Annotated in this window: 13 protein-coding genes; 2 read left to right on the top strand and 11 right to left on the bottom strand. The window is 42.0% G+C overall.

The window, feature by feature from the left end; genetic code table 11:
* Positions 1 to 1,054 precede the first annotated feature (1,054 nt).
* The gene (locus tag BCU91_RS05610; protein ID WP_102531065.1) at positions 1,055 to 1,447 is read left to right on the top strand and encodes a PliI family lysozyme inhibitor of I-type lysozyme; all 393 of its coding nucleotides are present in this window, start codon (positions 1,055 to 1,057) and stop codon (positions 1,445 to 1,447) included.
* A 150-nt stretch (positions 1,448 to 1,597) separates the two neighbouring features.
* On the opposite strand, the gene BCU91_RS05605 is transcribed toward BCU91_RS05610, so the two are convergent.
* The 3 genes from BCU91_RS05605 to BCU91_RS05595 all read right to left on the bottom strand — a co-directional run bounded on the left by BCU91_RS05605 (position 1,598) and on the right by BCU91_RS05595 (position 3,989).
* Positions 1,598 to 1,942: a hypothetical protein gene (locus BCU91_RS05605; protein ID WP_102437257.1), complete on the bottom strand. Its 345-nt coding sequence runs from the start codon at positions 1,940 to 1,942 to the stop codon at positions 1,598 to 1,600.
* A gap of 254 nt (positions 1,943 to 2,196) precedes the next feature.
* Entirely contained in the window at positions 2,197 to 2,619 is a 423-nt protein-coding gene (locus tag BCU91_RS05600) for a CBS domain-containing protein (protein WP_102476614.1), read from the bottom strand.
* A 338-nt stretch (positions 2,620 to 2,957) separates the two neighbouring features.
* Positions 2,958 to 3,989 (bottom strand): Glu/Leu/Phe/Val dehydrogenase, encoded by a 1,032-nt coding sequence (locus BCU91_RS05595; protein ID WP_076537679.1) that lies wholly within the window; start codon positions 3,987 to 3,989, stop codon positions 2,958 to 2,960.
* A 261-nt stretch (positions 3,990 to 4,250) separates the two neighbouring features.
* Between BCU91_RS05595 and BCU91_RS05590 the strand changes: the two genes are divergently transcribed.
* Positions 4,251 to 4,697, top strand: coding sequence for a DUF4826 family protein (locus tag BCU91_RS05590; RefSeq protein ID WP_102437261.1), 447 nt, complete (start codon positions 4,251 to 4,253; stop codon positions 4,695 to 4,697).
* A gap of 123 nt (positions 4,698 to 4,820) precedes the next feature.
* On the opposite strand, the gene hisIE is transcribed toward BCU91_RS05590, so the two are convergent.
* From hisIE to hisG, 8 genes are all read right to left on the bottom strand, one after another.
* Complete coding sequence (gene hisIE, locus BCU91_RS05585) at positions 4,821 to 5,444, bottom strand: bifunctional phosphoribosyl-AMP cyclohydrolase/phosphoribosyl-ATP diphosphatase HisIE (RefSeq protein WP_102476615.1); 624 nt, start codon at positions 5,442 to 5,444, stop codon at positions 4,821 to 4,823.
* 23 nt (positions 5,445 to 5,467) lie between these two features.
* Positions 5,468 to 6,241, bottom strand: a complete 774-nt coding sequence (gene hisF, locus BCU91_RS05580; RefSeq protein ID WP_102437265.1) for an imidazole glycerol phosphate synthase subunit HisF — start codon at positions 6,239 to 6,241, stop codon at positions 5,468 to 5,470.
* Positions 6,223 to 6,960, bottom strand: a complete 738-nt coding sequence (gene hisA / locus BCU91_RS05575; RefSeq protein WP_102437267.1) for a 1-(5-phosphoribosyl)-5-[(5-phosphoribosylamino)methylideneamino]imidazole-4-carboxamide isomerase — start codon at positions 6,958 to 6,960, stop codon at positions 6,223 to 6,225. The genes hisF and hisA overlap by 19 nt, the downstream gene beginning before the upstream one ends.
* A complete protein-coding gene (gene hisH / locus BCU91_RS05570; RefSeq protein ID WP_102437269.1) occupies positions 6,957 to 7,595 on the bottom strand; it encodes an imidazole glycerol phosphate synthase subunit HisH in 639 nt (212 codons plus the stop codon). Before hisH ends, hisA begins: the two co-directional genes overlap by 4 nt.
* 9 nt (positions 7,596 to 7,604) lie before the next feature.
* The gene (hisB, locus tag BCU91_RS05565) at positions 7,605 to 8,672 is read right to left on the bottom strand and encodes a bifunctional histidinol-phosphatase/imidazoleglycerol-phosphate dehydratase HisB (protein ID WP_102437271.1); all 1,068 of its coding nucleotides are present in this window, start codon (positions 8,670 to 8,672) and stop codon (positions 7,605 to 7,607) included.
* Between the two features lie 126 nt (positions 8,673 to 8,798).
* A complete protein-coding gene (hisC, locus tag BCU91_RS05560) occupies positions 8,799 to 9,866 on the bottom strand; it encodes a histidinol-phosphate transaminase (protein WP_102476616.1) in 1,068 nt (355 codons plus the stop codon).
* Between the two features lie 23 nt (positions 9,867 to 9,889).
* Positions 9,890 to 11,176 carry a histidinol dehydrogenase gene (gene hisD, locus BCU91_RS05555; protein ID WP_102531067.1) on the bottom strand — a complete coding sequence of 429 codons (1,287 nt, stop codon included), beginning with the start codon at positions 11,174 to 11,176 and terminating at the stop codon, positions 9,890 to 9,892.
* 26 nt (positions 11,177 to 11,202) lie between these two features.
* Positions 11,203 to 12,102, bottom strand: a complete 900-nt coding sequence (gene hisG / locus BCU91_RS05550; RefSeq protein WP_102437275.1) for an ATP phosphoribosyltransferase — start codon at positions 12,100 to 12,102, stop codon at positions 11,203 to 11,205.
* Positions 12,103 to 12,414 lie beyond the last annotated feature (312 nt).

The raw sequence follows: 12,414 nt of genomic DNA, 5'->3' as shown, positions 1-12,414 counted from the left end.
AAGTAAGGCGGTCATAATCGATTAGAAAAAGTGTAGTGGTATAGCGAATTTGGCCACTCTATTGAAGGTGATATTAGATTATTGAGGGTAAATACAAATGACTAAACCTCGAGAGATATCCATTTCAAACACATTTCGAGGCATAAATGCGTTACTATCACTAACTTTATACTTCATTTAAATTGGCTCAGTTACAGCAGGCCATTACTCCAATCTAATCCATTGCCTGCCGCAGGCTTATGTGCAGATGCATCCAAGACACGCCGTGAACACATCCCTGTGGGCTCTGCGAAAACAAATAACATCCATGTTAAACGGCCAGTTAGGCATCCATGCCTCTCGCTTAGAGCGTTTCACACTGTGAAACTTCGCCATGTTTTGGTCAAATTTGTTCCCTACAAATAATGACATTCCCTCCATCCTTGGCAGTCAGAAGCTCGCTGCTGCATCTACACTGGAATTATTCTCTCTTCGATTTGACTTTATTTGTTGCAATTAAAAAGCTAAAAATACCAAGAATCTAATCAGCTAAAAGACTCAATATGAATTGAGGTCATCGAGAAAAGCCGTGAGCTTGCATGGATGCCAAGCTAGCTTTCGCGGTGCATGGATGCACCATCGGAAGCGCTAGCATTTTTGAAAAAGACCGAAGCAGTCTACAAACGAAGTCAGAAGCTGGATCAATCCCCGTCGAAAATCATGCGTTTTTCAGCATTTTTCGTTGGGGTGCTGAGGGATTGTTAAGGGCTTCTTTTGTAAAATGTGTGCGCTTTCCCCCTTGACTCTGCTCTTTGCAAAAGAAGGGGCGAAGCGCCACGACGTTAATCCAAACGGAGTTTGGAAATTAAGTGAAATCCAGCGTTATAAATCTGCTGTGAACTCAGTACCGCGACGTTGATTTATTCAAAATGGCTATGGGGCATAAACGCTTTAGCAAGCTAATATCTGCCATCAAAAGTAAGTTAGAAAGTTACTATCTAGCTTGAAAGAGATCTTGCTCTAAGAAGTCTAAACAACTGCTATAGTTAAGTTTACTGACTGATATATAGGTGACATGATGAAGTTAAAATTAATGATGTTAATAAGCGCTGTGCTTTTGTTCCTTGCTAGTCCTTCCTATGCTAAGGATGGTTATCAGATATCCACCTCAACTAGCGGCACCTTTATTAAAGCGTATCCACTGGATAATAATCAAACGGTCGTGATTGCAGAAGGGCGGCTTGAACCACGATCAATTGGTACTATGAGCATTAAATTATATGCTGACTTAAATGTGGGAGATTTTATTGATGGGCTGATTATTGCCCGAGATGGCACCATATTGTCGGTGGCTATTGAGTCTGAACCGCTTCGCAAAATAACCATTACCACAGTAACTACAGGTAGCGGTAATTATGAAAACACGCAGCTGGTTTGTATCAATAATGACAGCTTGTCATTATGCTAATAGGGCATTTACGGCCTTTATTCCTATGTTGTATTCAATGAATGAATAAATAACCAAAAAGCCACTTAAAGTGGCTTTTATTGTGTGGAGAGATAGATTTTAGCAGCCTTGTTAATTTAACAAGTCAAAGGCACACTAGCCAATAATCCTCTAACTCATCCAGTAAAGCCCTAAGCTTGCTAAACAGGCAAGTAATACACTGGCTTCAAAAATAATTTTACTGCTTAACAGCTTGGTTTTACCTTCTTTCAAATTGGCAATCAATTCGTTTTGCTTGTACACCCGACAGGTAAGCTGTTCTGTTTGGGGATCAATAAGCAACTGCAACATGCAAGGTTTGCCATTTTGTAGCTTAATTTGGTGAGTACTGCGCTGACCAAAGTTAATTTTGCTTGAAACCACTTTGTCGTTAACTAATACTCGCTCAACACCACTCCAGTCACTGGCATGCAACTCAATTTTCTCTTGATTCAGCTGATATGTAAAACTTGTCATGACCTACTCCTTGGCTGCTAAAGCTACCTTAAGATAAGCAGACAAATATGACGTTTTCCAGTTTATCAGATGAACTATTTTTGAATCTTAGACTATGTACTTGTTGAGATAAGGAAAATATTTTTTATTTCAAAAGCTGACAATACTTGTATATTCGGCGTAATACAGGGGGCCACACTTGAGATTGGCAATGATTTTAACCTCAAGGGGCGAATAAGTGGAGAGTGATATACCTGCAATCACTAGATGCCTTTTTAAGCGGCGCTGCAGCCTAAATGACAATAATGAGATAGCAGATCTCGCCAGCTTACGATTCCAATAAGCTGTTGGTTTTTAAGTACTGGTAAACAAGTTATACCTTCAGTTAGTAATATTTGTGAGGCTTGTTCAATTGTTATCTCTGGCCCTATGGTGATCGGATGGTGTGACATTACCTGATGAACTCGTTTTTGCAGTGTATCAATGTCGCGGGTTAACTCGGCAGCTGTGCCTAAATTGGGACTTATGGCGTTAAATAAATCTTTTCGTGATAAAACACCTGCAACTTGATTATGCTCATCCTTCACCACTAAATGATGAAATGGCATATTATCAAAAATGTTTTTAGCGATAGTTATTCTGTCATCCATTTCAACAGTGACAACTCGAGGACTCATTACATGTTCAATTGTTTTCATCGCTTCCTCCCATTCCTTTATTAAGTTATATCAGACAATTGCAGCGACAACAAATATCAAATTAAGATACAGTTTATGAGGTTAAATTCAGCTACTTTGAGGTGTACAGTTCAAAGCTTTCAAAGCTTATTTCTGAGTTATCGCTGAGTTAACAGCTGAGTTTAAACAGGAATTGAAAGATAAATTTAAAATTGATTCAAGATGGGTATAAAGTTAATTTATTGACCTGTCAGAAGTCGGAAACAAAAAGAGCACCTTAAATAGGTGCTCTTTAGCAATTAATGTGCGTTTAAGTATTTTTACTTAATCGGCTGCTATTAAATCAACTGCGCTAACAGTTACTTTGCGCCATTGATAATGGCACGTGCCATATCATCAGCAACATCGCCTGTGGTGCGGTTTTCTGCATCAGCTTGGCTAAATATTTTTAGTAGCGTGTTGTAGATTTCTTCAACTTTTTGAGTTGATTTAGCTGCATCATAGTCACTTTCAAACGAAACATTAATGATACCGCCAGCATTAATGACATAGTCAGGGGCGTATAAAATTCCCATGTCTTTTAATGTTTCACCATGGCGTACTTCTGCTAATTGGTTATTGGCACAACCTGCAACAATCGTTGCTTTTAATAACGGGATAGTCGTGTCATTGATAGTGGCACCTAAAGCACATGGCGCATACACATCAACATCTTGAGTATAAATGTCTTGTGGAGCAACCACTGTCGCGCCAAATTCAGTCGCCACTTTATCAAGTGATGCTTGATGAATATCAGTTACGATTAATTCAGCGCCTTCTTCATGCAGGTGTTTACATAAGTAATATCCCACATGACCCACACCTTGAACTGAAATTTTAAGGCCTTTTAAGCTATCAAGACCACGTTGGTGTTTTACCGCTGCTTTAATGCCAAGGTAGGTACCTAAAGCAGTATAAGGTGAAGGATCACCACTTTTACCTTCAAGGCCTGCCATGTATGGGGTTTCTTCATGAGCAATCATGATATCGGCTGTGGTTACGCCAACATCTTCCGCTGAAAAATATTTACCGCCAAGTGTATGAATACAGCGGCCAAAAGCGCGGAATAACGCTTCACGATCTGTAGTTTTAGGATCGGCAAGGATCACTGACTTACCGCCACCCATGGTTAATCCAGCAAGTGCATTTTTATAAGTCATACCACGTGAAAGACGTAATACGTCAGTCAGTGCTTCATCATCTGAATCGTAGTTCCACATACGACACCCGCCAACTGCTGGCCCAAGGTTAGTATTGTGAATGGCAATAATTGCTTTTAAGCCACTTTCTTTGTCGTTACAAAACACGACCTGTTCGTGTTCATCAAACGAGACATGATTAAATAGAGCCACTTGTGATCTCCGCTGTGCGATTTATTAGTCGTCAACCACTGCTGATTAACGACGGCTTATGATATTTATTGCAGAACGATAGCATTTAGCGATACTCTCAACAAAGTTAGATTCATTTAATTTTGTGATCTACGTGGCAATTTTGCTTGCCACTTTACGTAAACGTAAACTTTTTAATCGTTTCGTAACATTTTGAGCTGAAAATGAGTGCAATTGTTGAATTAATGATGACAACAAATAACAATAAAATAGGAAGGTAGTATGAGTGAATCAGTGGCTGAGCCGACAACTGCGCAACAAGATCCTGAGCAATTAAGACAGGAATGGGTAAAAACACAATTTCAAAAAGCGAACCGATTTCTCGCTGAAAAAGGTGTAATACCATCAAAAGTCATTGCTGATGAAAGCCGTTATTTAGTGCCTTATTTAGCGATTTGGAAAATGGAGTCCAAGCAGCCAACTAAGCAAACATTTTGGGTGATGTCTGGTGATTTACCGTCTGATTATGTTGATGTTAAAGTTGCTGCAACTGCCCGCGATGCGATTCGTCATTTTTCAATGATGTGGCAACTTAAAGCAGAAAACCTACATAAGTCAGGGGTGACCCGAGATGAAACTCAATTGAAGTTTGCTAACTTATTAGTGTCTCGTGCTGAAAGTCTTTATAAGATGCATGGTGATGAAAAACTATGGGCTGATCAAGCCTAGCAGCTATATTTTAAAACGCCGTAATTAGCTGTTTTTAATAAAAATAACAAAGGCACTTGATAGTGCCTTTTTTGTTGCCTAATCTGCAGTAAATAATTCACGCTATAGAAAGTGGCTTATCTACTACTTACTATTTAGATGACGCAGCATTAGGTTTTGGTTTACCTGTGCCATTGATAGCTTTTGATCTTCAAGTAACACGATTAAGTGATACATTAGATCTGAAGCTTCATTGATCAATTCTTCTTTATCATTAGTGGCTGCCGCTAGTGCTGTTTCTAAACCTTCTTCACCGACTTTTTGGGCAATTCGTTTGGTGCCACGCTCAAATAAAGATGCGGTATAACTTGATTCGGCGCTTTGGCCTTTGCGAGAAATAATCACATTGGTTAAGTTATCGATAAAGCTATGGGCATTACCATCTTCCCAGCAGCTTTCTGTGCCGGTATGACAAGTTGGGCCATTAGGGATGACTTGCACAAGCAAGCTGTCTTTATCGCAATCTTGATCGATGGCGACTAAATCTAGGGTATTGCCTGAGGTTTCACCTTTTGTCCACAAGCGCTGTTTTGAGCGACTAAAAAAGGTGACTTTGCCTGTTTCAAGGGTTTTAGCCAGTGCTGCTGGGTCCATATAACCTAGCATCAAGACTTTACCGGTAAGGTGGTTTTGCACTACAGCAGGAATTAAGTTTTGTTGTTTTTCCCAATCTAACTTACTGCCATCAAAGGTAATTTGTGTTGTCATAGTGTTCTCTGTTGTTTTGTAAGTTATAGCCTGATCGCGATCTTGTGCTGGGCTAGGTATTGTTTTAATTCATTGATATCAATAATGCCTTTATGAAACACACTCGCTGCAAGGGCGGCATCGACATTCGCTTGTTCAAACACCTCTTTGAAATGTGCCATGGTGCCAGCACCGCCGGATGCTATTAATGGTACATCACATATGGCTCTGACGATGCTCAGTTGTGTAATGTCGTAACCACCGCGCACACCATCTTGGTTCATTACATTTAAAACAATTTCACCACAGCCGCGTTTTTGGACTTCTTCAACCCAATCTTGGGTGTACCATTGGGTGTCTTTAGTGGCGGCTTCATCACCAGTAAATTGCTTTACTTTATAGCTGTTTGAGTCGGCGTCATAAAATGAATCAATGCCAATCACAATACATTGACGGCCAAACTCATCTTGAAGCCTTGATATCAAGCTAGGATCTGTAAGCGCTGGCGAGTTGATGGAGATTTTATCTGCGCCATAGGCCAGCATTTGCCGAGCTTGCTCAATGGTTTTAATGCCGCCAGCGACGCAAAACGGAATATCAATTTGCGCAGCAACCCGGCTAACCCAGGATTTATCTATGACCCGTTCATGGGCACTGGCGGTAATATCGTAAAAGACTAATTCATCGGCGCCTTCTTGGGCGTAACGCGCAGCAAGGGGCTCAATATCACCGATAATTTCATGATTACGAAATTGCACTCCTTTGACCACTTGGCCATCGCGCACATCAAGGCAAGGTACTAGGCGTTTGGCCAACATGTTATTGCCTCCTCAACGGTAAAGTTTTGAATAAGTAGTGCTTTACCTATGATAATACCATCGGCGTTACTGTCTCTTACGGCGGCAACATCATCAAGTGAGGCAATGCCACCTGATGCTTGCCAGTTGATGTCAGGGTAGGTGGTTGCTAGCTCTTGATAAAGCTCATTGTTAGCACCTTGAAGGGTACCATCACGGCTAATATCAGTGACTAAAGCATGTTTAAGGCCAACGGTTTTAAATTCACTGACTAAGGATTCAAGTGATTTCCCGCCACCGGTTTGCCAACCAGAGACTGCAACAATTTTCTCGCCTTGCTGGTTAATATTGACATCAAGTGCTAAACAAATGGCTTCGCTACCGTATTTTAGCAACCAGCTTTTAACTAATGCTGGTTCTTTAACTGCGAGAGAGCCAATAACGACTCGTTTAACTCCTAGCTCAAGCAGCTCTTTAACTTGCTGTTCGCTGCGAATACCGCCGCCAACTTGTATGTCGGTGCTCAGGCCCGCTACTAATTCACCAATGAGTGCTATTTGGCGTTTTTCAGGGTCTTTCGCACCAGTTAAATCAACAATGTGTAATAGCTTTGCGCCTTGGTCTTGATAAGATTGCAATTGCGCTAACGGGCTTAAATTAAAAGTGGTTTGCTGGGCATAGTCACCTTGGTACAAACGCACTACTTGGCCATCAATTAAATCGATTGCTGGAATGATCATGCTGGTTTCCCCATGTTTAGGAAATTTTGTAATATTTTGGCGCCGACATTGGCGCTTTTTTCTGGGTGAAACTGGACCCCAAAGAAATTGTCTTTGCCAATGGCGGCGCTAAACTTTTCACCGTATTCTGATGTCGCGATGGTGTATTTATTTATCGGTGCCTTAAAGCTATGGACAAAGTACACGTAACTGCCATCTTCTATCCCTTCAAATAGCGGATGATCTGACACGCTTATTTGGTTCCAGCCCATATGAGGTAGTGGTAGTCCTTTACTATCAAGATGATCAATTTGTGTTGGGATTAAACCAAGGCAAGTAATATCATTGTCACTGCGGCCTGCTTCTGAGCGGCCACCGTGTTCGATAGACTTGTCAGCCATCATTTGCATGCCAAGACAAACACCCATAACCGGTTGCTTGAGCTGTTTAATAACCTCAGTTAAATCACGATTATTGAGGGCATCCATAGCAGCGCCAGCTGTTCCTACGCCAGGCAGTACTACTCTGGTGGCAGCTTTGATAACCTCATGATCACGTGACACGATAACGTCGGCATTTAAGCGTTCAAAGGCAAAGCGCACCGAGCTTAAATTGGCGCAGCCAGTGTCTAAAATCACAGTAGTGTCAGTATTCATACTCACTCCTTACAGGACGCCTTTACTTGATGGCAAAATATCACCTTCAACTTTCACGGCTTGACGAAGGGTGCGGCCCAGCACTTTAAATAAAGCTTCCACTTTGTGGTGATCATTGTCGCCCGTGGTGCTGATATGCAAGGTGCATCGAAGGCCATCAGCAAATGAGCGGAAGAAATGCGGTACCATTTCTGTGGCCATCTCACCGACCATTTCACGCTCAAAATCAGCATTGAATTTGATAAAAGGACGACCTGATATATCCATTAAACACTCACCACTGGCTTCATCCATAGGCAGACTGAAACCAAAACGGGCTATACCACGCTTATCACCTAATGCTTGGCGCAGTGCATCGCCAATGGCAAGGGCGGTGTCTTCTACGCTGTGGTGATCATCAATTTCTAAATCGCCATCAACAGTGACGTCCATTTTGAAATTACCGTGGGTTTGTATTTGATCAAGCATGTGGTCAAAAAAGCCAATGCCGGTGTTGATAACGCCTTTACTGGTGTCATCTAGGTTCACATTGACTCTAATGTCAGTTTCTTTGGTGGTTCTAACCACTTCTGATGTGCGGCCTTTATTGAGCAGTGCATCGGTAATAGCTAACCAATCTAAGCCATCGCGCTGATATTGAAAGCTGGCAATACCCATGGCATTAGCCAGTTCAATATCTGTGTGGCGATCGCCAATAACAGCAGAGGTCGTAAAGTCCACTTTACCTTGGGTTAAGTAATCTTTGACTAAGCCAAGCTTGGGTTTACGACAACTGCAATTGTCAGCATCAAAATGAGGACAGATAACCACATCATCAAATATCACCCCTTGGCTCGAAAAAATGTCCATCATCATGTTATGTGGTGCATCAAAATCAGCTTGTGGAAATGAGTCTGTGCCTAAACCATCTTGATTAGACACCATGACTAAGCGATAGCCCGCTTTTTGTAGCTTAAGCAGAGAAGGGATAACCTGTGGCTCAAACACCAATTTGTCTAAACGATCGAGCTGTTTATCTACTGCTGGTTCTTCAACTAAAGTACCGTCTCGGTCGATAAAGAGTATTTTCTGTTTCATCTTACTTCCTTCAATTTTTATCATTCTGTTTCGCAGGACGTTAACGTCTTAATTTAATGCGTTATGAGTAGCTATTTATCCAGCGATTATATTTTTAATAGGGGTTGAGCGTTTTTTGTATTTAGTTTAAGAGTGAGTTTTTAGCGTTCTGAACATAGTGATTAATCTATCGGTATCGGCTGGTGAGCTAAAACTAAAACGAATACGCGAAGCAAGTCTGTTGTCTTTGTAGGCTCTTGCGACAATGCCCGCTTGTTTTAGTGCGACGGCGACCCGTTCTACATCCTCAAATTCCGCTAAGATGAAATTGCCATTGGCAGGTAATACCTTGGCGCCAAACTCAGTTAAGGTTGCGGATAATCTATTACCTTGCACTTTTAGTGCTTCAACCTGTTGTTGCATCAAGGAGATACCATTTGCGGATAAGGCTTTTTCTGCCACTTGTTGAACAGGTAAAGGCACCGGATAGGGCGCGATGACTCGCATGATTAAATCAATGATGTCGGTATTTGCCATTAAGAACCCACAACGTGCGCCAGCCAGTGCAAAGGCTTTTGATAATGTTCTTAACACCACTAAATTAGGGTACTTAGGGAGCAGGTCTGCAACAGAATATTGGGCTGAAAATTCAATGTAGGCTTCGTCAATCACCACAATGGCATTAGGCATAGCAGCAATAGCGGCTTCAATGGTGTCTTTATCCATGATGGTGCCAGTGGGGTTATTCGGATTACAAATAAACACCAGTTTGGCATTCTCGACTTGCTGGGCAAAAGCATCAGGTAACTGATAATCTTTGGTCAGCGATAAGTTGGTGATGCCAATATTGAATGTTTTAGCACTGATGGCATACATGCCATAAGTGGGGCCAAAGCACGCAATACTATCAACCGCAGGAACACAAAATGCTCTTATTAATAATTCGATAGCTTCATCAGCCCCGCGGCAAGTGACAATTTTATCTGCGCTCACTTTTGAGTATTCAGCATAAGCATTAATCAAACTTGCTGGCTGGCATTCAGGGTAACGGTTGAGCTTATCAAGTTCATTATTGTTAAATGGCGACTCGTTAGCGTTTATCCATACATCACCTTGACCGCCAATACGCCTTGCACTTTCGTAAGGCGTTAACTCAAGCAGTTCTGGTCGTGCAAGTCTGGCTGCTATTGGCGTATTCATCGAATCAGTCATCATCCTAATCTCACTTCACTTTTATTTCACAGGCTGTTTAAACGTATGGCAACGGCTTGCTTATGGGCATCGAGTAATTCATTTTCAGCCAATACCATCACTGTCTCACCCAAGCTTTGTAATCCTTGGGCGCTCAGTTCTTGTACGGTAAAGCGGCGGCTAAAATCTGCAAGGGATAAGCTTGATACAGAGCGGCTATAACCGTATGTCGGCAGTACATGGTTAGTGCCGCTAGCATAATCACCAACAGATTCAGGGGTATAAGCACCCAGAAACACGCTACCTGCGCCGCAAACTTGTTTTAGAACTGCACGTGGGTTGTTGGTTTGAATGATTAAATGCTCCGGCCCATATAAATTAGACACTAAAGCCGCTTGCTCAATATCATTCACAATAATACTGCGACTACAGCTCAGTGCTTGAGCTGCTATATCACTGCGCGATAAGGTCTTTAATTGAGACTCAAGCGCCATATTAACTTTTTCAGCTAACGCCATAGACTCAGTAACTAACATAACTTGTGAATCAGGGCCGTGTTCAGCTTGTGATAATAAATCTGCCGCAACAAACGCAGGCTCAGCGTCTTTGTCGGCAATCACTAATACCTCTGATGGACCTGCTGGCATATCAATAGATACACTGCAGCGACCATCTTGGGATACTAAACGTTTTGCTTCAGTCACAAAGCGATTACCAGGGCCGAAGATTTTGTCTACTTGAGGAATACTTTCAGTGCCAAAGGCGAGGGCGGCAATTGCTTGTGCGCCGCCAACTTGATAAATCTCAGTGATGCCGCATACTTTTGCTGCGTAAACAATGGCATCATTAATTGGTGGCGGGCTAACTAAAACCCGTTGTTGGCATCCAGCAATTTTTGCCGGCAGCGCTAGCATCATTACAGTGGAAATCAACGGCGCACTGCCGCCTGGAATATACAAACCAACCTTTTCAATAGCTTCAGAGCGAAGCTCGCAGCGGATCCCTGGCTGAGTTTCAACATCAATAGGGCTAAAGGTTTGTGCCTGATGAAAGCGTTCAATATTTTCTGAGGCCACGGCAATGGCTTGCTTCACCTCATCAGATACGCGGGCGCAGGCGGCATTAACTTGCTGCTCAGTTAACCCTAAGGTGTCGACTTCAACGCCATCAAACTTTTGATTAAAGAGCGTTAACGCTTGATCGCCGTCTTTAACCACAGCATTAATTATGTCGCGCACGGTTTGCTCAACACTATAATCACCAATTAATGGCGAGCGAGCTAAGGCTTGTTGCTGCGCCTTAGCATCAAGCTTGGTCCATTGAAGAATTTGCATTTGCTGCTTCACATTTGCCATAAAGGCTACCCCGCCATTTTTTCAATTGGCATAACTAGAATTGAACTTGCCCCTAAGGCGGTTAATTCTTCCATCGTGTCCCAGAATAAATCTTCAGTGCTGACAGCGTGAACAGCAACTCGATTGCTATCATCGTTTAATGGCAGCACAGTTGGGTTTTCAGCGCCCGGTAATAAAGCCACAATTTGATCTAATGTTTCAGTTGGCGCGTGTAGCAGGATATATTTACTTTCGCGAGCGCGAACCACACCATTCATGCGTGATAATATTTTATCGATAAGTGCTTGTTTAGCAGGCACTTGCTCTTGTGCTGATTGGATAATACAAGCCATTGAACGGTAGATAACGTCAGTTTCGTATAAGCCGTTGGCTTCAAGGGTGGCACCAGTTGAAACCAAGTCACAGATCCCGTCAGAAAGGCCTGCACGTGGTGCGACTTCAACTGAACCTTTAAGCATACAGTCACTGTAATTAATGCCTTTTTCTTGCATATAACGACGTAGCAGGTTGGGATAAGAAGTGGCAATACGTAAACCTTCTAAAGAAGTGGCATCTTGGTAGCTAAATTCATTAGGCACCGCCAGTGATAAACGACAAGCACCAAAATCAAGTTCGCGTAATTTAACGCAATCTGATGGTTTACCCAGTGATTGACGCTCTATTTGTTCTTCTTCTAGAACATTCTCGCCAATAATCCCTAAATCAACCACACCATCCATAACTAGACCCGGAATATCATCATCACGTACCCGCAATAAATCGATTGGCATGTTGTCAGCGTGCACAATCAAGCGCTGCTCATTAACATTGAATTTAACGCCACAGCTTTTTAATAGCTTTTGAGACTCTTTTGAAAGTCGGCCAGATTTTTGGATTGCGATACGTAGTCTGTTATTTTCGCTCATAATGAAGCCTCTAATAAAATTGATATAAAAAACAAATATTTAAAACCTAAAACTAAAAAACCCCTGAAATTTCTTTCAGGGGTTTGGGTATTTTGTCCACCGCCTGAAGGAAATAGTCCTTCGGCAGTTAGCATCCGAAGGCTACCGCATATGGTGATGATGATGATTTGTATTGATTCGGATGAACATAATAAATTCTCTTTAAATTAACGTATGTAATTTTTTTACAACCTATTTTGCGACAGACTGTAATTTGTGTACAAACACGTTAACCGCTTTTAAGTTTGTTTGCAATACAGAATAAACACATAT

The organism is Shewanella sp. 10N.286.52.B9, from assembly GCF_002873635.1.
GTDB lineage: Bacteria > Pseudomonadota > Gammaproteobacteria > Enterobacterales > Shewanellaceae > Shewanella.
This window is presented reverse-complemented; position numbering and strand designations above follow the sequence as displayed.

Coding starts and splice junctions, on each gene's coding strand:
- BCU91_RS05610 (WP_102531065.1), top strand. CDS start 1,055: ATGATGAAGTTAAAATTAATGATGTTAATAAGCGCTGTGCTTTTGTTC.
- BCU91_RS05605 (WP_102437257.1), bottom strand. CDS start 1,942: ATGACAAGTTTTACATATCAGCTGAATCAAGAGAAAATTGAGTTGCAT.
- BCU91_RS05600 (WP_102476614.1), bottom strand. CDS start 2,619: ATGAAAACAATTGAACATGTAATGAGTCCTCGAGTTGTCACTGTTGAA.
- BCU91_RS05590 (WP_102437261.1), top strand. CDS start 4,251: ATGAGTGAATCAGTGGCTGAGCCGACAACTGCGCAACAAGATCCTGAG.
- hisIE (WP_102476615.1), bottom strand. CDS start 5,444: ATGACAACACAAATTACCTTTGATGGCAGTAAGTTAGATTGGGAAAAA.
- hisF (WP_102437265.1), bottom strand. CDS start 6,241: ATGTTGGCCAAACGCCTAGTACCTTGCCTTGATGTGCGCGATGGCCAA.
- hisA (WP_102437267.1), bottom strand. CDS start 6,960: ATGATCATTCCAGCAATCGATTTAATTGATGGCCAAGTAGTGCGTTTG.
- hisH (WP_102437269.1), bottom strand. CDS start 7,595: ATGAATACTGACACTACTGTGATTTTAGACACTGGCTGCGCCAATTTA.
- hisB (WP_102437271.1), bottom strand. CDS start 8,672: ATGAAACAGAAAATACTCTTTATCGACCGAGACGGTACTTTAGTTGAA.
- hisC (WP_102476616.1), bottom strand. CDS start 9,866: ATGATGACTGATTCGATGAATACGCCAATAGCAGCCAGACTTGCACGA.
- hisD (WP_102531067.1), bottom strand. CDS start 11,176: ATGCAAATTCTTCAATGGACCAAGCTTGATGCTAAGGCGCAGCAACAA.
- hisG (WP_102437275.1), bottom strand. CDS start 12,102: ATGAGCGAAAATAACAGACTACGTATCGCAATCCAAAAATCTGGCCGA.